The following is a 24270-nucleotide window of genomic DNA, read 5'->3' as shown; positions in this document are numbered from 1 at the left end:
ATGTGTCTCCTTTGTTGATGCCATTACGCGGCTCAGCCGCGCACTTCCACGCCAGCCCAGGACTCGACCACCCGGCATACCGACGTGTAATCCGATCCCGGGCCATACAGCGAATTCGTGATGGCCAGCATCTGCCGCACGGCGGCGCCGATGACCATGGGCACCCCAAGCTGTTCAGCTTCGTCGATGCACAGGCGCACGTCTTTATAGGCCAGGCCGGTGCCGAACCCATAATCGAATGTGCCGGTCAGCACGGCGCGGGGAAACTTGTCCTGCGTGGCGCTGTTGCGGCCCGAGCCGGCGTTGATGATGTCCAGCATCACGCGCGGGTCCAGGCCGGCCTTGACTCCCATGGCCATGGCCTCGGACGAGATCGCAATCGCCGTGGCCGAAAGCAGATTGTTGGCCAGTTTCATGGTCTGGGCCTGGCCCGCCTGCTCGCCGACATGGAACGTCTTGCCGAACGTGCCCAGCAGTTCCTGCAACGTCTCGAAGAGCGCCTTCGGGCAGGACACCATCACGGCCAGCGTGCCCGCTTGCGCGCCCGGCACGCCGCCGCTGACCGGCGCGTCGATATACGCGATGCCTCGCGCATCCAGGGTGGCCGCGGCGCTGGCGGCGGCGGCCGGACCGATGGTCGAAAAGTCCACCACGCGCTTGACCTTGGCGCCCCCGGCCAGCTGTGCCACGACATCCTGCACCACGCGGGGCGCCGGCAGGCTCAGCAACACCGTGCCGGCCGCATCGGCCACCTCTGATACCGATCCGGCCGCCTTTGCGCCCAGGGCAACAAGCGGCGCCGTGGCGCCCGCATCTACGTCGTAGACCACCAGGCGCATGCCCGCGTCGACCAGCCGGCGGGCCATGGGCTGGCCCATCTTGCCGATACCGACAAATCCAATTACGTCGCTGTCCATATCTCCTCGCTTGTTTTTGATGATCAATAAGTTCTAGGCCGCCATGCCGCCGGCCTGCACGGGCCGCGCCATCACGCGCGCGGGCGCGCCGTCCGAGTCCACGATGTTCAGCGCCATGAAGGCGAACTCCACACGTTGGCCGGCCAGTTCGCCCAGCCCGTAGACGTTCTCGGACACCAGCACGCCATGGCCCAGCAACACATGGTGGGCCGGCCAGTCGTATCCGGCCGGCCGCCGCGCCAGCGGCAGGTCGGGGGTAGGCACATCGAAGGCGGCCAGCTTGACGCCGCGCTCGACCAGCCAGCGCGCCGCCTCCACATCCAGGTACGGATGGTCGTGATATTGCGGCGTGCCCGCATACCGGCTCCAGCCGGTGTCGATGGCGACGATGTCGCCGGGCTGCACCAGCGCCTGCTGCGCCTGCAGGTCGGCAACGCCTATGGCCTCGCCCGCGCCGCGCGCCACCCGCAGCACGACGCCGGGCCCGCACAGCCTTTCCAGCGCGATGTCGTGAAAAGCCGGGCCATCGGCAAAGAAGTGGCGCGGCGCATCGACGTGGGTGCCGATGTGCACCACCATCTGCATCTCGGTGACATTCAGCGGGTCGGCCGGCAGGCTTTTCAGGCGCCGGAACGCGGGTTGAGGAAATACCGTGGCGCGCGGGACGTCGGGCCCCAGCGGATAGGTCAGGTCGCGCCAGGGGCCCTTGGGCATCCACGGCTGCTGTGGCGGCAGGGCGCGCCAGCCCTTCCAGCCCGTGCCGGCGCGATGATCGCTGTCACACATGGCGGGGCTCCTGCGCGCCCACCTGTACGCCCACCCATTGTTCCAGCGTCTTGACGATAGAAGTCGAACTCTCGTGCGGCCCCACCTGCAGCACCGTCTGCATCCACAGGCGGTCTACCGCCGTGCCCACCCAGAGCGGAACCTGGAGTTCTTCGGCCATCTCCATGCACAGGCGCACGTCCTTGCGCATCAGCGCATTGGCAAAGCCATTGTCGAACGTGCGCGGCAGCACGTACTTGGGGAAACGGTCTTCGGTGGCGGAGTTCTTGCCCGACCCCGCATTGAGCGTATCCAGCACGGTTTCCGGCGCCAGGCCGGCCTTGACACCCAGCACGGTGGCCTCGGCGGCCAAAGCAAGATGCGCGGCCGCCATCAGGTTATTGATGAGCTTCATGCTCTGGCCCTGGCCTACCTCGTGGCCGATGATGCGCGGCTTGCCCATCAAGGCGAAGAGCGGCTCGAGCCCCGCGACCACGTCCGCCGCGCCCGACACCATCAGGGCCAGCGTGCGAGCCCGCGCCCCGGCGACGCCGCCGCTCACGGGCGCGTCCACGGCCTGCACGCCGCGCCGCGCCAGTTCATTGGCCACCGATCGCGCCGTAGCCGGGCCCGTGGTCGACATGTCGACATACACGCGCATGCGATCGCCTTCCGCCAGGCCGCCCGGCCCGAGCGCCACCTGGCGGACCACGTCTGGCGTGGGCAGGCACACGCAGACGATCTCGCAGCGCGACGCCACTTCGGCGGGCGATGCCGCAACGTCCACGTCCATGCCGGCAAAGCGCGACCCGGCCTGCGGACGCGCGTCGTGCACGACCAGCGGCACGCCGCCTTGGGCCAGGTTGTGCGCGAGTTCGGCGCCCATGCTCCCCAGGCCGATGAATCCTACGGGGGCTCGGGCACTCACGACTGCTTCTCCTGTTGCTCCAGATACTGCTGGATAACGGGCGTGGCGACGCGGAACCCTTCCACGCCGGCCGGCACGCCCGCATACACCGCCGCTTGCAGCAGCGCTTCCTGGATTTCTTCGGGCGTGCAATCGTTGACCAGCGCGCCGCGCACATGCAGCTCCAGTTCCTTGGACCGGTTCAGCGCACTGAGCATGGCGATATTCAGCAGACTGCGCACCTTGCGCGGCAGGCCAGGCCGGCTCCAGATCTCGCCCCAGCAGAACTCCGTGGCCAGCTGCTGCATGGGCTGGTTGAACGCATCGGCGCCCCACAGCGCGGTATCGATCTTTTCTTTGCCGAGCAGCGCCTGGCGGATCTGCAGGCCTTTCTCGAAGTTCTCGTTCCTGCGGTATTGCGGTGCATGTTTTGCCATGAGTGATCTCGATTGATGACAACGGACGATGGGCGAGCCGCGCATAGCGGCGGCCCCGGAAAGTCTCATTCGACGGGCTCGGCGTCGAGCCGCGCGACCTTGCCGGCCAACGCCGCGCTGGCGGCCGGATAGCGGCGCATGACCAGCGGATCGTGGCCCGGCACGATGTGGGCTTGCGAATCGGCGAGCTCGCGCACGATCCGGTAGCCCTCCAGCATTTCTCCGACGTGATAGACCACGGGAAACGGATGCTGGCGCGACAGGTTGCCGTACAGATGCGTCGCGTCGGAGGCCAGCACCACCCACCCGCGCTTCGTCCACACCCGTACCACCTGCAGCCCGGCGGTGTGCCCGCCGACACGATGGACGGACAGCCCCGGGGAAATCTGGGCGCTGCCCTGGTGGAAACGCACGCGGCCCTGGTACAGCGTGCGCACGTAATCCACCACGTTCTCGACGTCGTAGGGGTGGCGCAACGCGCCGTGGCACATGCATGGCCCCGTGGCGTACGCCGCCTCGGCTTCTTGCAGGTGAAAGGTGGCGGCCGGAAACGAGGCCAGCGAACCGGCATGGTCGTAATGCAGGTGGGTAATGATGACTTGCTCGATGCGCGCGGCGTCCAGCTGCAGCTGGGCCAGCGCCTGCGGGATCGTCACCAGCAGTTCCCGCCCGCGTTCGCGCGCCGCCGCTTCGCCGAAACCCGTGTCGATGACATACGTTTCGGCGCCGCGCCGGGCGACCCAAATGTAGTAGTCCAGGTCCGACCCGGCATCGTGAAAATCGGCGCCGCCCAGGTAGTTGTGCTCGGCCAGTCTTCCGCGATGGCACGCATATCGCAGGGCGTACAGTTCAAAGGGCTGAGTTTCGGACGGCATGATGGCGTCGATCCCGGTTGACGAGGTTTTCATCAGCGTCTTCCTAGCGGCCCAGCCATTGCGGCAACCATAGCGCCGTGCGCGGCACCGCCAGCACCACCAGCGCCAGCAGCACCAGCATGCCCACATACGGAAGACTGCCGCGTATGGCATCCTGCAGGGCGCCCTGCCCTGCGCGCGTCACCACATAAAGGTTCATGCCGATCGGCGGCGTGATCAGGCCGATTTCCATCGCGATGACGAACAGCACGGCGAAATGCACGGGGTTCACGCCCAGCGCCACCATGGCGGGCAAAAGCATGGGCACCAGGATGAGCAGCATCGAGGTGGCCTCCATGAACATGCCCAGCACCAGCAGAATGGCCATGATCAGCAGGTTGAACTGGATGGGCTCCAGTCCCATGGCCTCGACGGCGGCCGCCACCCTGAAACCCAGGTCGACGATGCTCAGATAGTGGCCCAGCAACATGGCAGCGGCCAGGATGATCATGATCGCGCTGGTGTCGATCATCGACTTGCCCATGACACGCAGAATTTCCACCAGGCGCATCCGGCGGTAGAACAGCTGGCTGATCACCAGCGAATACACCACCGATACGATGGCGGCCTCGGTAGGCGTATAAATGCCGCCGTAGATGCCGCCCAGGATCATGACGGGCAGGAACAGGCTGGGCGCCGCCTGCTTCAGCGCGGCCAGTCGTTCGGCCATGCCGGCGCGCGGGCAACGCGGGTAATTCTTGATGCGCGCGATCAACATGGCACATATCAGCAGCGACAGCACCGCCAGCAAGCCGGGAATCAACGCCGCGGAAAACAGCGCCACCACAGATTGATCGGTAATGAAGCCGTACAGGATCAGCGGGATGCTCGGCGGAATCAGAATACCCAGCGTTCCGCCGGCCGCCGTCACGCCCATGGCGTAGCCGCGGTCATAGCCGGCGGCCACCATGGCGGGGATGGAGATCGCCCCGATGGCCAGCGCAGTGGCCACGCTGGAGCCGGATATCGCCGAAAAAATCGCGCAGGCCAGAATGGTGGCCACTCCCAGGCCGCCCCACAAATGCCCCACCCATACCCGCGCGAACTTGACCAGCGCGTCGGATATGCCGCCCGCGGTCATCAGATTGGCCGTGATGACGAAAAAGGGCACGGCCATCAGCGTAAAGGGCGTCAGGCTGTTGTAGACGATCTCGGCCGAAGCCAGCAGGGGCAGGTCGGCGATGTAGAAGCCCAGCAGCGCGCTCAGGCCCAGCGCAAGGTAGATGGGCGCGCCGATGGCCAGCAGCGCGACCAGCAACAGGATGGGCAGGTAGTCAATCATGAGAAGCCCCCTGCGGCTGGCGGCGCAAGATACGGGCCACGAGCGCGATGCACGCAATGCCGAATCCCACCGGCACGGCCGCGCGCGCTATCCATTGCGGAAACTGCAGCGCGGTCGGCGACACTTCATTGAGCAGGTGGCGCTGCCAGGCGATCTCGATGCCGTAATACACCAGCATGGCCGCGAACAGCAGCGTCAATACCAGCGACAGCCACGACAGCGCGGACTGCCAGCGCGGCGACAGCCGTTCCACCAAGACCGTGGCGCGCAGATGTTCGTTAGAGAATTCGCCCAGCCCGAACGCAATGAGCGTGGCCCATACGATCAGGTACGTAATCAATTCGTCCGAAAAGCTGAGTGCCATCGTGAACGCGTAGCGCGTCATCACGGCCACCACGCCAATCAGCGTCGTGACCAGCGCCACCGCGCCGAGCAGCACCAGCCCTTTGTCCCGCAAACTGCCAGCAGTCATCTCGCTCCCCCGAATGGGCGACAAGCAGGTAAGCGGCGCCCGCCGGGGCGCCGCGCCGTCGTTAGGCTTATTGCAGGCCGGCGCTGGCGCGCGCCAGCGCGGCCGCCTGCTCGAGCTTGGCAGACTGCACAAAGGCCGGCTCGGCCTTGCCCGCCGACTGCGCAAACGCGCGAACATCGGCCGGCTGCAGAACCTTCACCTGCACGCCCTTCTCGCGGAACCGCTCGATGGCGGCCGCATTGATACGCTCCAGTTCCGTGTCCTGCCAGCGCACCGATTCTTCCAGCGTGTCGAGCATCACCTGCTGCAGGTCGGGCGGAAGCTTGTTCCAGGCGCGCTGGTTCATGATCACCACGTAGGGGGTGTACTTGTGGTTGGCGTACGTCAGGTTGCCCACCAGTTCCCAGCCCTTGACGGAATCGAGCCCGGACATGGTGGTTTCCAGCCCGTCGATGACGCCCTGCAACAGCGCCGTGGGCACTTCGGGCCAGGCCATCTGCACCGGCTGCGCGCCCATGGCCTTGAACGTCTGCTCCACGAGGGGGTTGCCCACCACGCGGATTTTCTTGTCGGCAAAATCGGCCGGGGCCTGGATCAGCGAGGACTTGCGCGTGGTGCCCCACACCCAGGCGCCCATGTTGTAGTAGCCCAGGATCTTCACGCCCAGCTTGTCTTCGAACTTCTTGCCGAGCTCGCGTCCGAAGTCGCCGCCGAGCATGCGGCGGTACTGGTCATACGTAATGCCCCACATAGACGGCAGCTCGAACACCGCGGCCTCGGGCACGACAGCGGTCAGCAAGCCGCTGGGCGGCGCGCCCATGTCCACCGTACCGGACGACACGGCGGGAATGACGTTCACGTCGTTATAGAGCTGGGCGCTCGGATACACGCGGATGGCAATGCGTCCGCCCGATTTTTCCTTGGCCAGGTCGGCCCACTTCTGGTACGCCTGCACCTTGATGTTCGTCGTGGCCGAATCGGCGGAAAAGCGGAACCGGTATTCCTGCGCATGGGCCGCATGGCTGGCCAGCGCAGCCGCGGCGGACAATGCCAGAATAGAAAAGAACTTCATGACTCCTCCTTGTTTTCGTTTTGTAGGCACGACAAGCGGCCGGCAGGGATCAAGCCTTGCCTGGGAAACTATGTCGTGAGAAAGCGCACGCCCGGCCGAGGGGTGCAACTGCCGATTCGCCGCGGCCGGCCCCGCCGCACGGTGCCACGGGCGCGGCTTTAAGGGCTATCGCGGCGCCTGCCGGATCGTTGCCGTTGCAAGCAGTATATCGACGGCAAAACGGCCGACAAGTGCCATTTGGTCAATCGCGCTTAGCGATATTCGAAGGGGCGCAGCGGGCGCGTGCAGCGGGCGCCTGCAGCGGCGTGCACGCTTGGCGCGCCAGTGGCGGGCAAACCCTTATTGCTGGACCAGGAAAGACAGCAGTTCCTGCGCCGGCGCATCCAGTTCGGCGCGCCGCGCGCAGAGCAGGATCTTGCGTTCGGCCCACGGGTCGGTCACGTGGATCATGCGAATGCGCAGGCTGGGCACATAGCTGCTTGCCGCGGCGCCGGACAGCATGCCGACACCCATGCCCGCCTCTACCATGCGGCACAGGGCCTCGAAGCTCTGCGTCTGCGCGCGCAGTTTCAGGTTCTTGCCGTGCACCGTGGCGGCCGACAGCATGCGCTCGGTCTGCAGGGCATTGGTGTCCAGGCCGATGAAGTCGTAGTCCAGCAGATCCTGGAACGCCACGCGTTCGGCGCGCAGGGGGTGGTCGTACGGCACTATGATGCAAAGCCGGTCGACCTTGTAGTCGTATACCTGCAGGCCTTCGACGGCCGCGCCTTCCATTACGATGCCGATGTCGCCCGCGCCCTCGCGGATGAAGGTGGGGATGTCGGCGCTGCGCCGTTCGCGCACTTCGATCTTGATGTGCGGGCGCGACGTGCTGAAGCGCGCGAGCTCTTGCGGCAGGCCTTGCGCCATGGCAGTGGTGTTGACGAACAGCCGCACGCTGCCGCGGATGCCGCCCACGTATTCGGCCAGTTCCTGCTGCATGCGCTCGACTTCCTGCAGCACCTTGTCGATGCCCCGCGCCACGATGATGCCTGCGGGCGTGGGCTCGATGCCGCCGCCAGGGGGGCGCCCAAAAAACTCGATGCCAAACTGGTGTTCCAGCAGCGAAATGCGCCGGCTGGCCGCCGACAGCGTGATGTGCATGCGGTCGGCGGCTTTGGACAGGCTGCGGCTTTCTACCGCGTGTCGCAGCAAGGCAAGCGAGGTGAGATCAGGCAGCACATCAGAACTGGTACGTATACGTCAGCTGCACCACGTCCAGGCCCGGGTTGGGGCGCTTGATGCTGGCATTCGAAAAGTGGGAATAGCGCAGCCCGAGCCGGTTGTTGGGGGTGATCATGAAGCCCAGGCCCAGGTGGTCGCCGAACTGGAATGCGGTACTGATTTTTTCGTCGGCGAACTTGGTGCTGGTGAACGCCGTGGCGCCGATGCCGGCTTCGACGTAGAAGCGGTCGGTCATCCACCAGCGGAACATGGGGATGGCGTTGAACTGCCAGACGCTGCTGGGCGAACGCGATCCGCTGGCCCACCAATAGGCCGCGCCGAATTCGCCGGTAAGATCGATCCGCCCCCAGTTGCCGCCAAACTTGTAGAGCTGCAGGCCCGGCGTCTCGTACACGAGTTCGGCGCGCTGGTAATGCTCGCCCACGCCGTAATGCAGGCCGATGCCGCCTTGCGTGGTTTCCTGGGCCTGCGCCGCGCCTGCCAGGCCGGCGAACGAGAGCGCGGCCAGAGCCGCCCGCAGCTTTTTATTATTGCAATTCAGCATGAATGCTCCTGTGTTTTCGACGCACCAGTAAACATAGCAGAATTTTCCCTGTCGCCGCGCCTCAGGCAGCGACCACATCGGCCGGTTGGTCGGTCAGCAACGCCAGCAGGCGGGCAATTTCTTCACGCAGTTGACGCCGGTCGACCACCATGTCGATGGCGCCTTTCTGCAACAGGAATTCGGCACGCTGGAAGCCTTCGGGCAGCTTTTCGCGCACGGTCTGCTCGATGACGCGAGGGCCGGCAAAACCGATCAGGGCCTTGGGTTCGGCAATGACCACGTCGCCCATGAACGCAAAGCTGGCCGACACCCCGCCCATGGTGGGATCGGTCAGCACGCTGATGAAAGGCAGCCCCGCGGCCGACAGGCGCGTCAGCATGGCGTTGGTCTTGGCCATTTGCATCAGCGACAGCAGGCTTTCCTGCATGCGGGCGCCGCCGGACGCCGCCACGCAGATGAAAGGCGTCTTGTTGTCCAGGGCCGCCTGCGCGCCGCGCGCGAATCGCTCGCCGACGACCGAACCCATGGAGCCGCCCATGAACTCGAACTCGAAACATGCCACCACCGCCGGCACGCCGCGGATCGAGCCGCTCATGACCACCAGCGCGTCGGTTTCGCCGGTTTGCTTCATGGCTTCCTGGACGCGCTCGGGATACTTGCGGGTGTCCTTGAACTTGAGCGAGTCGACCGATCGGGTGTTCTGGCCGATCTCGATGCGCCCTTCTACGTCCAGCAGCGAGTCCAGGCGGGCGCGCGAGCCGATGCGCATGTGATGGTCGCACTTGGGGCACACATGCAGATTGGCGGCGAGATCTTCGCTGTACAGCACCGATTCGCAAGACGGACACTTGACCCACAGGCCCTCGGGTACGCGGCGTGCGCCGCTGTCGTTGGTTTTGTTGATGCGGGGCGGCAGGAGTTTTTCGATCCAGCTCATGGTCGTTCTTCCGTTGTGGGCATCGCGCGGCGGCTTCAGGCCGGCGGATTGCCTCGTTTGATTTGATCGAGCGCCTGCCGGATGCCGGCCAGCCACTGGCTGGCGGCGGCCACGGCGGCCTCGGTTTGCTTGCCTGCGGGCGCGGCGGCGGTCGCCTGCTCCATGGTTTCGATAAGCTTGCTGCCGATGACCACCGCATCGGCGGCGCGCGCGATGTTCTGCGCACTGGCGGCGTCCCGGATGCCGAAGCCCACGCCCACCGGAATGCTGACATGGCGGCGGATCTGGGCCAGGCGGGCGGCGACGTCGGCAGTGTCGAGGCTGCCCGAGCCCGTGACGCCCTTGAGCGACACGTAATACACGTAGCCCCGCGCGATGCCGGCAATGGCCCGGATGCGCGCTTCGGTCGAAGTGGGCGCCAGCAGGAAAATGGGCGCAATGCCGCGGGCGTTGAGTTGCGCGGCGAATTCGTCGACTTCTTCGGGCGGATAGTCGACCACCAGCACGCCATCCACGCCGGCCGCCTGGGCGGCGTTCGCGAATTCTTGCTGGCCCATGCGTTCGATGGGGTTGGCGTAGCCCATCAGCACCACGGGGGTGGCGCTGTCATCAAGGCGGAACTGGGCCACCAGGTCGAGCACCCGACGCAGGCCCACGCCCTGTGCGATGGCGCGCTCGGCGGCTCGCTGGATGACCGGCCCGTCGGCCATCGGGTCGGAAAACGGCACGCCCAGCTCGACGATATCGGCGCCGGCCTGCACCAGCGCGTGCATCAGGGGCACGGTGGTCTCGGGGGATGGGTCGCCGGCGGCGATATAAGGGATGAGCGCGGCTGAGCGGCCGGATTCGGCCACCCTGGAAAACGCCGCCGCAATGCGATCGTTGGGGGTTGTCATGGTGTCAGAACTGGATGCCCGCGCGCTCGGCGACGGTATGCATGTCTTTGTCGCCGCGGCCGGACAGATTGACCAGGATGATCTTGTCGCGCGGCAACGTGGGCGCCATTTTCACGGCCTGGGCAATGGCATGCGACGATTCCAGCGCGGGCATGATGCCTTCGATGCGGCAGCAATCGTGGAAAGCGGCCAGGGCTTCTTCGTCGGTAATGCCCACGTACTGGGCGCGGCCGCTGTCTTTCAGCCAGGCGTGTTCGGGGCCCACGCCGGGATAGTCGAGCCCGGCCGACACCGAATGGGTTTCCTGCACCTGGCCGTCGGCGTCCTGGATGACGTACGTGCGGTTGCCGTGCAGCACGCCCACCTGGCCCGCGGCCAGCGACGCCGCATGGCGGCCGCTGGACAGCCCTTCGCCGGCGGCCTCGACGCCCACCAGCTGCACCTGCTCATAGGGAATATAGGGGTAGAAAATGCCCATGGCATTCGAACCGCCGCCCACCGACGCCACCACGTAGTCGGGCTGGCGACCCGCGTCTTGCGGCATTTGCTCAAGGCATTCGTTGCCGATGACGGTCTGGAAATCGCGCACCATGCGGGGGTACGGGTCCGGCCCGGCCACCGTGCCGATGATATAGAACGTGTTTTCGATGTTGGTGACCCAGTCGCGCATGGCTTCGTTGAGCGCGTCTTTCAGGGTGCGCGACCCGGACTCCACCGGCACCACGGTGGCGCCCAGCAGCTTCATCCGATAGACATTGGACGCCTGGCGCCGCACGTCTTCACTGCCCATGTACACCACGCATTCCATGCCATAGCGGGCCGCGACCGTGGCCGTGGCAACGCCATGCTGGCCCGCGCCGGTCTCGGCGATGACGCGCGGCTTGCCCATGTGGCGGGCCAGCAGCGCCTGGCCAATGCAGTTATTGACCTTGTGCGCGCCCGTATGGTTGAGGTCTTCGCGCTTGAACCAGATCTGCGCGCCGCCCAGTTCGCGCGACCAGCGCTCGGCATGGTACACGGGGCTGGGCCGCCCGACGAAGTGCTTGAGTTCGTAGTTGAAGGCCTCGATGAACTTGGGGTCGAGCCGGCACCGGTCGTAAGCGGTACGCAGTTCGGCAAGCGCGTGCATCAGCGTTTCGGCGACGAACACGCCGCCATACTGGCCGAAATGGCCCTGGGCATCCGGAAGGTCGTAAGAATTCACCAGTTTCTCCTGGGCCGGCGGCAAACGGCCGTTTGCCGCGAAGCCCGCTTCGCAACCCGACATTTTACCCGAGCGCATGGCCTGCGCCCCCGCGCCGGCGGAGAATGCCGCTACGCCAGCGACTGGCCCAGGCGGCGCAGGAACTTCTCGCAGTCGGCCAGCTGGTCCAGGGCGACATATTCGTCGGCCTTGTGCGCCTGCTCGATATGGCCCGGGCCGCACACCACCGTGGGCACGCCCAGGTTGTGGAACAGGCCGGCCTCGGTTCCGTACGCCACTTTGCGGGTGGCGCGGTCGTTGGTCAGGGCGCGCACCAATTGGGTAATGGCAGCCTCTTCCGAGGCGTCCATGCCGGGCGCCATGGCGCCGGTCGTGATATCTATGCGTGCGCCTTCGTACTCGGCGCGCATGGCCGGCAACAGCGTTTCCTGCACATAGCGCTCGACTTCGGCCTGTATGGAGTCGGCGGGCATGCCCGGCAGGTTGCGGAACTCGTAGGTGAATTCGCAATGCTCGGGAATGGTATTGACCGCGATGCCGCCCTGGATCAGGTTGGTGGTCAGGGTGGAATACGGCACGTCGTAGAACTCGTCGTAGGGCCCTTGCGCCTTGAAAGCGTCGGCCAGTTCGCGGATGCGGCAGATCAGGCGGGCCGCATACTCGATGGCGTTGCAGCCGCGGGGGGTCAGCGACGAATGCGCCGCCCTGCCCTGGACGCAGCAATTGAACAGGTTGATACCCTTGTGCGCCACCACCACCTGCATGCCGGTGGGCTCGCCCACCACGCAGCCGTCGGGCCGGATGCCCCGGTCGCGCAGCTCTGCCAGCATGACCGGCGCGCCCACGCAGCCCACCTCTTCGTCATAGGAAAACGCCAGGTGGATGGGCTTTTTGCGCGGCATGGCCAGGAATTCGGGCACCAGCGCCAGGGATGCGGCGATGAACCCCTTCATGTCGCACGCGCCGCGCCCGTACAGGCGACCATCTGCCTCGGCCAGGCTGAACGGGTCGGTGGACCAGTCCTGCCCGTCGACGGGCACCACGTCGGTATGGCCCGACAGGACGATGCCGCCCTGTTCGCCGCCGTCGCTGGCCGGCAGGGTGGCAAACAGGTTGGCCTTGCTGCCATCGGGATTGTGGGCCAGCCACGCTGTCACCCCCTGGGATTTCAAGCTGTCGCGCACGGTCTCGATCAGGCCCAGGTTGGAATTCCGGCTGGTGGTGTCAATACCGACCAGGGTTTGCAGCCACGTACGCGTATCCATGTCATGAATCCCCACGGGTAAAACGCTGAGTGTAGGACAGAATGTCGCCCGCCCTCCAGGGGTGAAGGTGTCTGACACCCTACGGGAGTCAGACACCAGCGGAATGTGCCTGGCGCCGGCGAGGTCTGACAAAGATCGCCGTGGTGTCTGACTCCCGTAGGGTGTCAGACACCGTCCATCGAGACAAACCCGATAACCTAGTTCCGAGCCGCCGAGATCACGCCCTGCACTTCCGACAGCGCCGCCATGGCTTTGCCCAGCGACTCGCCGCCGCGCACTTCCACCGTGAAGATCATGTGCGCCAGCGACTGGCGGCTCTGGGTGTTGACGCCGACGACGTTCAGCCTGAGCCGGGCGAACACTTCCGACAGGTCGCGCAGCAGCCCCGAGCGGTCATGCGCCCGCACACTGATGTCGACCGGATAAAAGGTTTCGGAGGTTTCGCCCCACGCTACGTCGATGACCCGTTCCGGTTCGCGCGCCGCCAGCGCCTGGTAGCTGCGGCAGCCTGTGCGATGAATGGAAACCCCCCTGCCACGCGTCACGAAGCCGGCGATTTCGTCCGGCGGCGCCGGGCGGCAGCAGCGCGCCAGCTGCGTCAACAGCGAATCCACGCCCACCACCAGCACGCCGCTCTTGCCGCTGCGGGCCGCGCTGTCGGCGCTGTGCGCATTGGCCAGGTCGGCCGCGTCGGGTTCGGGTGCGGGCGCCGGCTGCTGGAACACGGCGTCGATCTGCCGCAGGCTGAACTCGTCCTTGGCGGCAGCCACGTACAGGTCATCCGCGCGCGCAAAGCCCAGGCTCTGGGCCAATTGTTCGAGGTTGACCGCCGTCTTGCCCAGCCGCTGCAGTTCTTTTTCAACCAGCGCCTGCCCGGCGGTGATCCGCTGCTGCAGCTCGATGGCGTTGAACCACATGCGGACTTTGGCGCGCGCCCGGGGGCTGGCCAGAAAGCCGAGCTGGGGATTGAGCCAGTCGCGCGACGGCCCGCCGGACTTGGCGGCAATGATTTCGACGGTCTGGCCCGTGGCCAGCTGTGTCTGCAGCTGGACCATCTGGCCATCTACGCGTGCGCCGCGGCAGCGGTGGCCCAGGTCGGTGTGCAGGTGATAGGCGAAGTCCACCGGCGTGGCGCCGGCAGGCAGCTCGATGACACGCGCCTGCGGCGTCAGGACGTAGATGCGCTCGTCGCGCGGCGCACGGCTGGGCATGGGCTGTTTGCCCCCCGTTTCCACGTCGGCATTCCAGGCCAGCAGCTGGCGCATCCAGGACAGCTGGCGATCGTAGTCGCTGGATGCGGCCACCTGCCCGCCCTTGGCGCCCGCTTCTTTGTAGCGCCAGTGCGCCGCCATGCCGTACTCGGCAAACTCGTGCATGCCGCGCGTGCGGATCTGCACTTCGAAAGGCCGGCCGTCCGCATCGGTCACCACCGTATGCAGCGACCGGTAGCCGTTGGGCTTGGGGCGGGATATATAGTCGTCGAATTCGTCGGCCAGGGGCGTCCACATATCGTGCACCAGGCCCAGCGCCGTATAGCAGGCCCGCACATCGTCGACGATGATGCGCAGCGCGCGCAGGTCATAAAGCTGCGCGAATTCCAGGCCCTTCAGGCGCATCTTGTTCCAGATGCTGTAGATGTGCTTGGGCCGCCCGCTGACCTCGGCGGCGATGCCCGCTTTGGCCAGCGCCGCCTGCACCTGCTCGATGGCGTTGGCGATAAAGGCTTCGCGTTCCACCCGCTTTTCTTCGAGCAGCCGCGCAATCTGCTTATACCGGCCGGGCTCCAGGAAACGGAACGCCAGGTCTTCCATTTCCCACTTGATCTGCCAGATGCCCAGGCGGTTGGCCAGTGGGGTATACAGGTCGAGGGTTTCCTGGGCGAAGGCCGGCGCGCAGGGTTTTCTGGACTCGGCATGCCAGCGCAGCGTCTGCAGGCGCGAGGCCAGGCGCATCAGCACAATGCGCAGGTCGGCCGCCATGGCCAGCAGCATCTTGCGCTGCATTTCTTTCTGGTCGACGCTGTCGGCCTCGCTGTCGCTGGCATGCCGCGCCACCATGCCCAGGCGCAGCAGCGCGCGTGCGCCCTGCACCAGGCGTGCGATCTCGCTGCCGAATTCGGCGGCGATGGGGTCGTTGCGCAACGGCGGGGCGGGCTGCGCGAGGTCGACCGGCAAGGTGGCCAGCAACGCGGCCACGCGCGTGGCCGCGTCGGTCTGCAGGCCCGCCAGGATGCGCACCGCGCCGGCCGCGTGGCACGCCACGGGCTCACCGGTGGGGGTGAACTGGCCTGCGAACTGCGGCGTGGCCCAGGCTACCGCGCTGTCGATCTGCTGCAGCGCATCGGGCTCGAGCCCGGCGCCGGCCGTCTCACGCCAGGAATCGTCGAACGGCGAGAACGTATCGGTATGAGTAGTTACGGACATCGCGCACGAAGCTGGCCGGAAAATAGCAGGATTTTCCTACACTCTACACTAAGCGCAAAGGCTGCGACGCGCGCGGCCGGCATGATGAAGGAACCCATAGTTATGTTGCGATGGCTGAAGGGCCGCGGCGCCTCTGCTTCGGAGGTTGCGCAGGTGCGCGACCGCATTGAGCCCGGGCTGTGGAGCCGGGTATTGCAGGCGCATCCTTTCCTGGCCGCGCTGGACGCGGACGAGCGCGAACAGCTGCTGGCGCGCGCCGCCTGGCTGCTGGCAAGCAAGAACCTCAACGGTGCGCGGGGGCTGGAGCCCGACGGCTTCATGCGCCTGTCGATCGGCGCCCAGGCCGCGCTGCCCATCCTGAATCTGTCGCCCACCCTGTACGAAGGATGGGACGAGATCATCGTATATCCCGAAGGTTTTTCCATTCGGCGGGTACACCTGGACGATGCGGGGGTGGTGCACGAATACGATGAAGCCGCGGCGGGAGAAGCCTGGGACGGCGGGCCGGTGATTCTTTCGTGGGCCGACGCCCTGCCTCGCGAAGGCGCCTTTAATGTCGTCATCCACGAGTTCGCGCACAAGCTCGACCTGGCGTCGGGGCACGCCGACGGCATGCCGTCGCTTGCGGCCCACCCGGACCTGTCGCCGCGCACCTGGCAGCACATTCTGGAAACATCGCTGGACCGCTTCACCGAGGCGCTGGATGCCATCGAGTCCGCGATTCCCGGCCATATCGACCCCGAGAGCCCCGACGCCGACCCCTGGTATGGCCAGTTGCCGCTGGACCCGTACGCGGCCACGGACGAAGCCGAGTTTTTTGCCGTCAGTTCGGAACATTTCTTTGTGGACCCCGAGCCGCTGGCCCGCGCCTTGCCCGAATGGTTCGAGCTGCTGCGCGCCTACTATCGCCAGGACCCCCTGGCGCGCCTGGCGCACGTTGCCCCGGCGGGGCTGCCATGAAACGGCTGCTGATCGTCTGGCACTCGCGCACCGGCGCGGCGCGACAGATGGCGGCAAGCATGGCCAGCGGCGCACGCGCGGCGGCCCGCGAGCTGGGATTGCGCGACCGCCTGCAGGTCAGTTTGCGGCGCGCTCGCAATGTGGAGTCCACCCATGTGCTGCAGGCCGACGGCTTGCTGTTCTGCGCACCCGAAAACCTGGGCGGGCTCAGCGGCGAAATGAAAGAATTCTTCGACCGCTGCTACTACCCCGTGCTCGACCGGATAGCCGGACGCCCGTACGGGCTGGCCATCAGCGCCGGCACCGATGGCGCCGCAGCGGCCCGGCAAACCGAGCGCATCTGCACCGGCTGGAGGCTGCGTGCAGCCTGCCCCCCGCTCATCGAACGTAACGGTGCGCAGACGCCGCAGGCCATCCTGGCCCCCAAGGTCGTGCCGGAAGCGGCGCTCGCCCGCAGCGCAGGGCTGGGCGGGCTGCTGGCCGCCACCCTGCTTGCGGGCGAAACCTGATGCTATAGCAACCCGATGCTATAGCCGGCCGGTAAGCAGCATGACGATCAACACGATCACGACGATGCCCAGCAGGCCGCTGGGATAGTAGCCCCAGCCCCGGCTGTACGGCCAGGCAGGAAAGGCGCCGATCAGCAGCAGGATCAGGAGGATCAGCAAAATAGTGCCCATAGCGTGCTCCTTGTGGTTGTCATAGCGGCCCGGTCGCCGCCCGCCGCCCCTCTGCAAGCGCCGTGCCCGGCCTATGCCTGGCCCCACCGCCCGTAAAAAAAACCCCGGCCGTGCCGGGGTTTTCGCAGCGCTGGTGGGCGGGACGTCAGTTCACCGCCGCGGTCACCACGATCTCGACTTTGTAGTCTGGGTTGGCCAGCCGGGCTTCCACCGTCGCGCGCGGAGGCGAATTGCCCGCCGCCACCCACTCGTCCCAGGCCTGGTTCATGGCGTCGAACTCTTTCATATTGGCCACGAAAATCTGCGCCATCAGGATCTTGGTCTTGTCGGTGCCGGCCTCGGCCAGCAGGCGATCGATGGTCGCCAGCACCTGGCGGGTCTGGCCCGCCATGTCCAGCGTGGCGTCGTCGGGCACCTGGCCGGCCAGGTACGCCACACCGTTATACACAGCCATGTCGGACAACCGTTTTTCCACGTTGACGCGTCGGATACTGCTCATTGAAATCCCCTGAATAGAGACGTTGTTGAAAATTGCGCCGCCGGGCCGCATCAGGCCGGCGGCAGCTGGAAGACCTGTCGCAGGTAGGCCAGATAGGCGGGATCGTCGCACATGGTTTTCTCGGGTGCGTCGGACACCTTGGCCACGGGCTGGCCGTTGCACCGCACCATCTTCATCACGATCTGCAGTGGCTCGTGGCCCAGGTCGTTGGTCAGGTTGGTGCCTATGCCGAACGACACTTTGCAGCGGCCGGCAAACTGCCTGGCCAGTTCGATCGCGCGCGGAAAGGTCAGCGAATCCGAAAACACCAGCGTCTTGGCGCGCGGGTCGACGCGGTTTTTGCGGTAGTGGTCCAGCAGCCGTTCGCCCCACACGAAGGGGTCGCCCGAATCGTGCCGCGCGCCGTCGAACAGCTTGCAGAAGTACATATCGAAATCGCGCAGGAAGGCGTCCATGCCGTACACGTCGGACAGTGCAATGCCCAGGTCGCCGCGATATTCCTTGGCCCACACTTCCAGCGCGAACACCTGCGAATCGCGCAGCCGCGGGCCGAGCGCCTGGCAGGCCTGCAGGTATTCGTGTCCCATGGTGCCCAGGGGCAGCACGTTGTGCTTCATGGCCAGCAGCACATTGCTGGTGCCGGCAAAGTGCTGGCCCATGCGGGCCTTCATGGTGGACACGATTTCTTCGTGCCATATCTTCGAGAACCGGCGGCGGGTGCCGTACTCGGCAACGCGGAAATCCGCCAGGGCCGGATCGTCGAGCACCAGGTTCATCTTGGACTGCAGGCGATGGCGCCCTTCTGCCCAGTTCGGATCGCGGCGCGTGTTGCGGAAATAGACCTCATTGACGATGGCCAGCACCGGGATCTCGAACAGGATCGTATGCAGCCACGGCCCCTGGACGGTGATGGAGATTTCGCCGGGCGACTCGCCCTCGCCGATGTGTATGCATCGTTCGGGCAGATGGAACAGACGCAGGAAATCAACGAAGTCGCTTTTGATAAAGCGCAAATTTCCCAGGTACTGCAATTCTTCGTCTGTGAAGCGCAACTGGCACAATGCGTGCACTTCGTCCCGGATCTCGTCGAGATAGGGTCGCAAGTTGATGCCTGGGGTACGGCACTTGTACCGGTACTCGACCTGGGCAGCGGGAAAATGATGCAATACCACTTGCATCATTGAGAACTTGTACAGGTCAGTGTCGAGCAGCGAAGTGATTATCATGATGGCGCGATACGGGCGCCGCTCCGGCGCCACACGTTTCGTCACACCATAGCACAAGCAGCGCGTCAGTCCGTGCCGCTGCCGCCACTACCGTTCCCAGGGTTATGGTCGCCCCAGCCCCCCGCATTGGGTAAAATCCTGAAAAAGTCAAAGCTGTCGCTTGCCGGAGTCCTGAATGACCCACGTCGTTACCGAAAACTGTATCAAATGCAAGTACACCGATTGTGTCGACGTGTGCCCCGTGGACTGTTTCCGCGAAGGTCCGAACTTCCTGGTCATCGACCCTGACGAATGCATCGATTGCGCCGTGTGCATCCCCGAATGCCCGGCCAACGCCATTTACGCCGAAGAAGACGTGCCGGCCGACCAGGTGCAGTTCATCGCGCTCAACGCCGAACTGACCCCGGAATTCGCGCCCATCAGCCGCGCCAAGAAACCGCTGCCCGAAGCCGACGACTGGAACGGCGTGCCGGACAAACTGCAACACCTGGAGCGCTAGCGGCTGCGGCTGCAGCGCGACCGCCCTGCCCTTGATGACCGATACCAAATACACGCGCCAAACCGTCACCCACGTCCACACCTGGGTTCCGGACAAGCTGTTCTCGGTGCGTGTCACGCGCGATCCGTCCTTCGACTTCAAGGCCGGGCAATTCGCCCGCGTGGGCCTGCCCGAAGCCGACACGCCCGATGCCGCGCCCACCCTGTGGCGCGCCTATTCCATGGTGTCGGCTCCGCACGAACCGGGACTGGAGTTCTATTCCATCGTCGTGCCCGAAGGCCTGTTCAGCCCGCGCATGGCGCGCCTGCAGGTGGGCGACCCGCTCTATATCGAAAAGAACCCGTTCGGGTTCCTGACCATCGACCGCTTTCCCCCCGGCGGCGACCTCTGGCTGCTGGCCACGGGCACCGGCCTGTCGGCCTACCTGTCCATTCTGCGCGACCCGGCTACCTGGCATTCGTTCGAGCGCATCATTCTGGTCCACGGGGTGCGCACGGCGGCCGAACTGGCCTACCGCGACGAGATCCTGGCATGGCAGGGCCGGCCCGGTTTCGCCCCTTTTTTCCAGCAGGATCCCCGCAAACTGGTGTACCTGCCCATCGCCACGCGCGAGGCATTGCCTGGCGCGCCGCAGGCGCGCCTGACCACGCTCATTGCCGATGGCCGGCTCGAACAAGCGGCGGGCGCCGCGCTCGACCCCGAGCGCGCCAAGGTCATGCTCTGCGGCAACCCCGCGATGCTGGCCGACGCACGCAAGCTGCTGGGCGAGCGCGGTTTCAAGCCCGGCCGCCGCGGCACCCCCGGCAATCTGGCCGTCGAAAACTACTGGTAGGCCTGCCGGCATCGGCCGGCGGGTCGCATTTTCGCAACACAATCGGCCCGATTGGCACCGGTTTCCAAGACAGTTTGGATATATCCTTACACGCGTCCGTAATAAACCGACCCTTCCAGTCCGGGATCCTGCCCCTATGCTGTATCACCTGCACGAACTACAGCGCGCCTTCCTGACCCCGCTGGCGGCTTTCACCGACGCCAGCTCGCAGTTGTTTTCGAGCCCGTTCAGCCCACTGGCGTACACGCCGCTGTCGCGGCAACTGGCTGCCAGCTGTGAGCTGATGCACCGGTTGGGAAAGGAATACCAGAAGCCGGCCTGGAACCTTCCCACTACCCGCATCGATAACCGCACGGTACGTGTGACGGAAACGGCGGCCATCGAAAAGCCTTTCTGCCGCCTGCTGCACTTCGAACGCGCCGCACGCCGCACCGACCCGCGCGTGCTGCTGGTGGCGCCCCTGTCGGGCCACCACGCCACCCTGTTGCGCGATACGGTGCGGGCCCTGCTGCCGGCGCACGACGTCTACGTGACCGACTGGCTCGATGCGCGCATGGTGCCTGTATCGCAAGGCCGGTTCCACCTGGACGACTACGTGCGCTACATCCAGGAGTTCATCCGCTACCTGGGGCCCGACGTGCATGTGATCTCGGTCTGCCAGCCCACCGTGCCCGTTCTGGCGGCCATCGCGCTGATGGCGTCGGAAAACGATCCGCACCAGCCCCGCAGCATGGTGATGATGGGCGGCCCTATCGATCCCCGCCAGTCGCCCACGCAGGTCAACCGCCTGGCCACCACCAAGCCGCACTCGTGGTTCGAGTCGCAGCTGATCGACACGGTGCCGGCGCGCTACCCGGGCGCGGGCCGGCGCGTGTATCCGGGGTTCCTGCAGCACGCGGGGTTCGTCGCCATGAACCCCGACCGCCACCTGCGCTCGCATTACGACTTCTACCTGGACCTGCTGCGCGGCGACGACAGCGACGCGCAAGCGCACCGGCGGTTCTACGATGAATACAACGCGGTGCTGGACATGCCCGCCGAGTTCTACCTGGACACCATCCGCGTGGTGTTCCAGGAATTCCAGCTGCCCAACGGCACCTGGCGCGTAGATGGCCGGCCCGTGCGACCGGCCGACATCAAGAAGGTGGCCTTGTTCACCATCGAAGGCGAGCTCGACGATATTTCCGGTCAGGGCCAGACGCGCGCGGCCATCGATCTGTGCCGCGGCATTCCCGCGGCGCGCAAGCAGCACTACACGGCGCCCGGCTGCGGCCACTACGGCATTTTTGCGGGCCGGCGCTGGCGCGAGATGATCTGTCCTAAAATCGCGGAATTCATTCGCCAGTGCTAGTGCTGGCGCGCGGGCCCTTGCGGCCCCGCTGCTGTCTTTTCCGCCATGTCCTGTTCTTCCCTAGCCGACCGCATCGATGCACTGCTGCCCCAGACCCAGTGCACCAAGTGCGGATACGACGGCTGCCGGCCTTACGCGCACGCCATCGCCGATGGCTCCGCCCCGATCAACCGCTGCCCGCCCGGCGGTGACGCCGGCATCGCCGCGCTGGCGGCGCTGCTCGATACCGCCGCGCTGCCGCTGGACACCGCACGCGGCGCGCCCGGTCCGCTCATGGTTGCGCGCATCGACGAGGTGCACTGCATCGGCTGCACGCTTTGCATCCGCGCCTGTCCGGTAGACGCCATCGTCGGCGCGAACAAGCGCATGCATACCGTGCTGGCCGACTGGTGCACCGGTTGCGATCTGTGCGTTGCACCCTGCCCGGTCGACTGTATCGAGATGGTGCCTGCCCGGCGCGAGTGGACGCCGGCCGACGCCGCGGCCAGCCGCCAGCGGCACGAGGCGCGTCAGGCGCGGCTGGCGCGCGAAACTGCAGACAACGCCCGCCTGATGGCCGCCAGCGCCGACACGCCTGTCGAGCCCCGGCCATCGGCGTCCCCGCAAGATGACGCCCGCAAGCGGGCCGCCATTGAATCCGCCCTGGCACGCGCCCGGGCCCGACGCAACGCATCGAGTCCATGAACGCCGCCAAACGACGCGCCATCTTCGCCCGCCTGCAGGCGGCCAACCCCAGCCCCACCACCGAACTCGAATACGACACGCCCTTTCAACTGTTGATTGCGGTGCTGTTGTCGGCGCAGGCCACCGACAAGTCAGTGAACCTGGCGACGCGCAAGTTCTTTCCCGCCCACGGCACGCCTGAAGGCATGCTGGCGCTGGGCGAAGAAGGGCTGGCCGAATACATCAAGACCATCGGCCTGTATCGCACCAAGGCCAAGAACGCCATTGCGACCTGCCGGCTGCTTATCGAGCGCCACGGCGGCCAGGTGCCGCAGACGCGCGAAGAACTCGAAGCCCTGCCCGGCGTGGGACGCAAGACGGCGAACGTCGTGCTCAACACCGCCTTCGGACAACCCACGATGGCAGTCGATACGCACATCTTCCGCGTGTCCAACCGCACGGGCATCGCGCCCGGCAAGAATGTGCTCGAAGTCGAGCTCAGGCTCGAGAAACTCGTGCCGCCCGAATACCGCCAGGACGCGCACCACTGGCTGATCCTGCACGGCCGCTACATCTGCGTGGCGCGCAAGCCCAAATGCCCGCAGTGCGGCATTGCCGACTTGTGCGAGTACAAGGCGAAAACCCTGTCGGCATAAGGGTTCATGGCCCACAATGTCGGCTGGCCGACAATCTGGGCACATAGTGCGAATGACTTATGAGAAACCCTCATGGAATTTTGGGGGATACCTCCTCATACTCGCCGGCAACCCTATAAAAAACCAGCGCCGGTGCCGTGAAAATGGATGACGTTATCCTGGAGACAAAAGGCCTTACCAAGGAATTTCTCGGCTTTGTCGCCGTCAATGATGTCAATCTACGCGTCAGGCGCGGCCAGATTCACGCGCTGATCGGCCCCAACGGCGCCGGCAAGACCACGTGTTTCAACTTGCTCACGAAGTTCCTGGCGCCTACGTCGGGCCAGATCTTCTTCAACGGCCACGACATCACCCGCGAACGTCCTGCGCAGATCGCGCGGCGCGGCATCATCCGCTCGTTCCAGATCTCGGCGGTGTTCCCGCACCTGACCGTACTGGAAAATGTACGCATCGGCCTGCAGCGCAAGACAGGCCAGTCGTTCCACTTCTGGCGCAGCGAAAAAGGCCTGTCCAGGCTCAACCCCAAAGCGCTGGAACTGCTGGAACTGGTCGACCTGGGCGGCTTTGCCGACGAGGTCACCATCAACCTTCCGTACGGGCGCAAGCGCGCCCTTGAAATCGCCACGACGCTGGCCATGGAACCCGAGCTGATGCTGCTCGACGAACCCACGCAGGGCATGGGCCACGAAGACGTCGATCGCGTCACGCAGTTGATCAAGCGCGTCAGCCAGGGCCGCACCATCCTGATGGTTGAACACAATATGAATGTCGTGTCGTCTATCGCCGATACCATCACCGTGCTGGCGCGCGGCGCGGTGCTGGCGGAAGGCACTTATGCCGAAGTGTCGCGCCATCCTGCCGTCATGCAGGCCTACATGGGCACGACTGAAGGGGAACTGGAAGGAGCGCACGCATGAGCACTCCCGCCCTCGAAATTTCGGGCCTGCAGGCCTGGTACGGAGAATCGCATATCCTGCACGGCGTGGACATGACCGTCAGCCAGGGCGAGGTCGTCACGCTGCTCGGCCGTAACGGCGCGGGGCGCACCACCACGTTGCGCGCCGTGCTGGGCCTGACCGGCACGCGCAAGGGCTCGGTGCGCATCCATGGCACCGAGGCGATCGGCCTGCCCACCTTCAGAATCGCGCATCTGGGCGTGGGCTATTGCCCCGAAGAACGCGGCATTTTCGCGAGCCTGTCGTGCGAAGAAAACCTGCTGCTGCCGCCGGCCGTGGGCGGAGCACTGGGTGGCGGCATGTCGCTGGCCGAAATCTACGACATGTTCCCCAACCTGCACGAACGCCGCAACTCGCCCGGCACACGCCTGTCGGGCGGCGAACAGCAGATGCTGGCGGTGGCGCGCATCCTGCGCACCGGCGCCAACCTGTTGCTGCTGGACGAAATATCCGAAGGCCTGGCGCCAGTCATCGTGCAGGCGCTGGCGCGCATGATCACAACACTGAAACAGCGCGGCTATACCATCGTCATGGTCGAGCAGAACTTCCGCTTCGCCGCGCCATTGTCTGACCGCTTCTACGTCATGGAACACGGCCAGATCGTCGAGCACTTCAAGGCCGACGAGCTTCAACAGAAACAGGACACGCTCAACGAACTGTTGGGCGTCTAGAAAGCCTGTCATCCGCCG

The 24270-nt window shown here is 65.7% G+C and carries 26 protein-coding genes and 1 pseudogene; 9 read left to right on the top strand and 18 right to left on the bottom strand.

The window, feature by feature from the left end:
- Positions 1 to 32: 32 nt before the first annotated feature.
- The 15 genes from CAL18_RS04365 to CAL18_RS04295 all read right to left on the bottom strand — a co-directional run bounded on the left by CAL18_RS04365 (position 33) and on the right by CAL18_RS04295 (position 15259).
- On the bottom strand, positions 33 to 917 hold the full coding sequence (locus CAL18_RS04365; RefSeq protein WP_094796146.1) for an NAD(P)-dependent oxidoreductase: 885 nt from the start codon (positions 915 to 917) through the stop codon (positions 33 to 35).
- A 33-nt stretch (positions 918 to 950) separates the two neighbouring features.
- On the bottom strand, positions 951 to 1703 hold the full coding sequence (locus CAL18_RS04360) for a cyclase family protein (RefSeq protein WP_094796145.1): 753 nt from the start codon (positions 1701 to 1703) through the stop codon (positions 951 to 953).
- The gene (locus CAL18_RS04355; RefSeq protein WP_038852465.1) at positions 1696 to 2610 is read right to left on the bottom strand and encodes an NAD(P)-dependent oxidoreductase; all 915 of its coding nucleotides are present in this window, start codon (positions 2608 to 2610) and stop codon (positions 1696 to 1698) included. The genes CAL18_RS04360 and CAL18_RS04355 overlap by 8 nt, the downstream gene beginning before the upstream one ends.
- Complete coding sequence (locus CAL18_RS04350) at positions 2607 to 3026, bottom strand: carboxymuconolactone decarboxylase family protein (protein ID WP_026640348.1); 420 nt, start codon at positions 3024 to 3026, stop codon at positions 2607 to 2609. The genes CAL18_RS04355 and CAL18_RS04350 overlap by 4 nt, the downstream gene beginning before the upstream one ends.
- Before the next feature lie 65 nt (positions 3027 to 3091).
- Positions 3092 to 3934: an N-acyl homoserine lactonase family protein gene (locus CAL18_RS04345; protein ID WP_432759130.1), complete on the bottom strand. Its 843-nt coding sequence runs from the start codon at positions 3932 to 3934 to the stop codon at positions 3092 to 3094.
- A 10-nt stretch (positions 3935 to 3944) separates the two neighbouring features.
- Positions 3945 to 5222: a TRAP transporter large permease gene (locus CAL18_RS04340; RefSeq protein WP_094817399.1), complete on the bottom strand. Its 1278-nt coding sequence runs from the start codon at positions 5220 to 5222 to the stop codon at positions 3945 to 3947.
- Positions 5215 to 5694, bottom strand: coding sequence for a TRAP transporter small permease (locus tag CAL18_RS04335; protein ID WP_170940286.1), 480 nt, complete (start codon positions 5692 to 5694; stop codon positions 5215 to 5217). The genes CAL18_RS04340 and CAL18_RS04335 overlap by 8 nt, the downstream gene beginning before the upstream one ends.
- A gap of 67 nt (positions 5695 to 5761) precedes the next feature.
- Complete coding sequence (locus tag CAL18_RS04330) at positions 5762 to 6766, bottom strand: TRAP transporter substrate-binding protein (RefSeq protein WP_094817397.1); 1005 nt, start codon at positions 6764 to 6766, stop codon at positions 5762 to 5764.
- 339 nt (positions 6767 to 7105) lie between these two features.
- The gene (locus CAL18_RS04325; protein ID WP_026640343.1) at positions 7106 to 7987 is read right to left on the bottom strand and encodes a LysR family transcriptional regulator; all 882 of its coding nucleotides are present in this window, start codon (positions 7985 to 7987) and stop codon (positions 7106 to 7108) included.
- Between the two features lies 1 nt (position 7988).
- Positions 7989 to 8534: an acyloxyacyl hydrolase gene (locus CAL18_RS04320; protein WP_026640342.1), complete on the bottom strand. Its 546-nt coding sequence runs from the start codon at positions 8532 to 8534 to the stop codon at positions 7989 to 7991.
- A 61-nt stretch (positions 8535 to 8595) separates the two neighbouring features.
- Positions 8596 to 9471 carry an acetyl-CoA carboxylase, carboxyltransferase subunit beta gene (gene accD, locus CAL18_RS04315; RefSeq protein WP_026640341.1) on the bottom strand — a complete coding sequence of 292 codons (876 nt, stop codon included), beginning with the start codon at positions 9469 to 9471 and terminating at the stop codon, positions 8596 to 8598.
- 35 nt (positions 9472 to 9506) lie between these two features.
- On the bottom strand, positions 9507 to 10367 hold the full coding sequence (gene trpA, locus CAL18_RS04310) for a tryptophan synthase subunit alpha (protein WP_026640340.1): 861 nt from the start codon (positions 10365 to 10367) through the stop codon (positions 9507 to 9509).
- A 4-nt stretch (positions 10368 to 10371) separates the two neighbouring features.
- Positions 10372 to 11571, bottom strand: coding sequence for a tryptophan synthase subunit beta (trpB, locus tag CAL18_RS04305; RefSeq protein ID WP_026640339.1), 1200 nt, complete (start codon positions 11569 to 11571; stop codon positions 10372 to 10374).
- 110 nt (positions 11572 to 11681) lie between these two features.
- Entirely contained in the window at positions 11682 to 12836 is a 1155-nt protein-coding gene (gene argE, locus CAL18_RS04300) for an acetylornithine deacetylase (RefSeq protein ID WP_026640338.1), read from the bottom strand.
- Positions 12837 to 13033: 197 nt separating this feature from the next.
- On the bottom strand, positions 13034 to 15259 hold the full coding sequence (locus CAL18_RS04295; protein ID WP_094817396.1) for a RelA/SpoT family protein: 2226 nt from the start codon (positions 15257 to 15259) through the stop codon (positions 13034 to 13036).
- A 102-nt stretch (positions 15260 to 15361) separates the two neighbouring features.
- Between CAL18_RS04295 and CAL18_RS04290 the strand changes: the two genes are divergently transcribed.
- Both CAL18_RS04290 and CAL18_RS04285 read left to right on the top strand, forming a co-directional pair.
- Complete coding sequence (locus tag CAL18_RS04290; RefSeq protein WP_094817395.1) at positions 15362 to 16219, top strand: zinc-dependent peptidase; 858 nt, start codon at positions 15362 to 15364, stop codon at positions 16217 to 16219.
- Positions 16216 to 16728: a flavodoxin family protein gene (locus CAL18_RS04285; RefSeq protein WP_094817394.1), complete on the top strand. Its 513-nt coding sequence runs from the start codon at positions 16216 to 16218 to the stop codon at positions 16726 to 16728. The genes CAL18_RS04290 and CAL18_RS04285 overlap by 4 nt, the downstream gene beginning before the upstream one ends.
- 18 nt (positions 16729 to 16746) lie before the next feature.
- On the opposite strand, the gene CAL18_RS04280 is transcribed toward CAL18_RS04285, so the two are convergent.
- From CAL18_RS04280 to pncB, 3 genes are all read right to left on the bottom strand, one after another.
- Positions 16747 to 16899 (bottom strand): DUF3309 domain-containing protein, encoded by a 153-nt coding sequence (locus tag CAL18_RS04280; protein ID WP_038852464.1) that lies wholly within the window; start codon positions 16897 to 16899, stop codon positions 16747 to 16749.
- A 145-nt stretch (positions 16900 to 17044) separates the two neighbouring features.
- Positions 17045 to 17398, bottom strand: a complete 354-nt coding sequence (locus tag CAL18_RS04275; protein WP_094796139.1) for a RidA family protein — start codon at positions 17396 to 17398, stop codon at positions 17045 to 17047.
- Between the two features lie 50 nt (positions 17399 to 17448).
- The gene (pncB, locus tag CAL18_RS04270; protein ID WP_038852463.1) at positions 17449 to 18624 is read right to left on the bottom strand and encodes a nicotinate phosphoribosyltransferase; all 1176 of its coding nucleotides are present in this window, start codon (positions 18622 to 18624) and stop codon (positions 17449 to 17451) included.
- 175 nt (positions 18625 to 18799) lie between these two features.
- Between pncB and fdxA the strand changes: the two genes are divergently transcribed.
- The 7 genes and pseudogenes from fdxA (at position 18800) to CAL18_RS04235 (ending at position 24252) form a co-directional block, all read left to right on the top strand.
- Positions 18800 to 19123, top strand: coding sequence for a ferredoxin FdxA (gene fdxA / locus CAL18_RS04265; protein WP_026640332.1), 324 nt, complete (start codon positions 18800 to 18802; stop codon positions 19121 to 19123).
- A 34-nt stretch (positions 19124 to 19157) separates the two neighbouring features.
- Positions 19158 to 19955: a ferredoxin--NADP reductase gene (locus CAL18_RS04260; RefSeq protein ID WP_094817393.1), complete on the top strand. Its 798-nt coding sequence runs from the start codon at positions 19158 to 19160 to the stop codon at positions 19953 to 19955.
- Between the two features lie 136 nt (positions 19956 to 20091).
- A complete protein-coding gene (locus tag CAL18_RS04255) occupies positions 20092 to 21306 on the top strand; it encodes a polyhydroxyalkanoate depolymerase (RefSeq protein ID WP_094796138.1) in 1215 nt (404 codons plus the stop codon).
- A gap of 39 nt (positions 21307 to 21345) precedes the next feature.
- A pseudogene (gene rsxB, locus CAL18_RS04250) lies at positions 21346 to 21990 on the top strand (electron transport complex subunit RsxB); the annotation flags it as partial.
- A complete protein-coding gene (gene nth, locus CAL18_RS04245; RefSeq protein ID WP_026640328.1) occupies positions 21987 to 22625 on the top strand; it encodes an endonuclease III in 639 nt (212 codons plus the stop codon). The pseudogene rsxB and the gene nth, both read left to right, overlap by 4 nt.
- A gap of 143 nt (positions 22626 to 22768) precedes the next feature.
- Positions 22769 to 23542, top strand: coding sequence for an ABC transporter ATP-binding protein (locus tag CAL18_RS04240; protein WP_026640327.1), 774 nt, complete (start codon positions 22769 to 22771; stop codon positions 23540 to 23542).
- The gene (locus CAL18_RS04235) at positions 23539 to 24252 is read left to right on the top strand and encodes an ABC transporter ATP-binding protein (protein ID WP_026640326.1); all 714 of its coding nucleotides are present in this window, start codon (positions 23539 to 23541) and stop codon (positions 24250 to 24252) included. Before CAL18_RS04240 ends, CAL18_RS04235 begins: the two co-directional genes overlap by 4 nt.
- The last annotated feature ends 18 nt before the right edge of the window (positions 24253 to 24270 follow it).

This window comes from Bordetella genomosp. 7 (assembly GCF_002261415.1).
Lineage (GTDB): Bacteria > Pseudomonadota > Gammaproteobacteria > Burkholderiales > Burkholderiaceae_B > Bordetella_A.
This window is presented reverse-complemented; position numbering and strand designations above follow the sequence as displayed.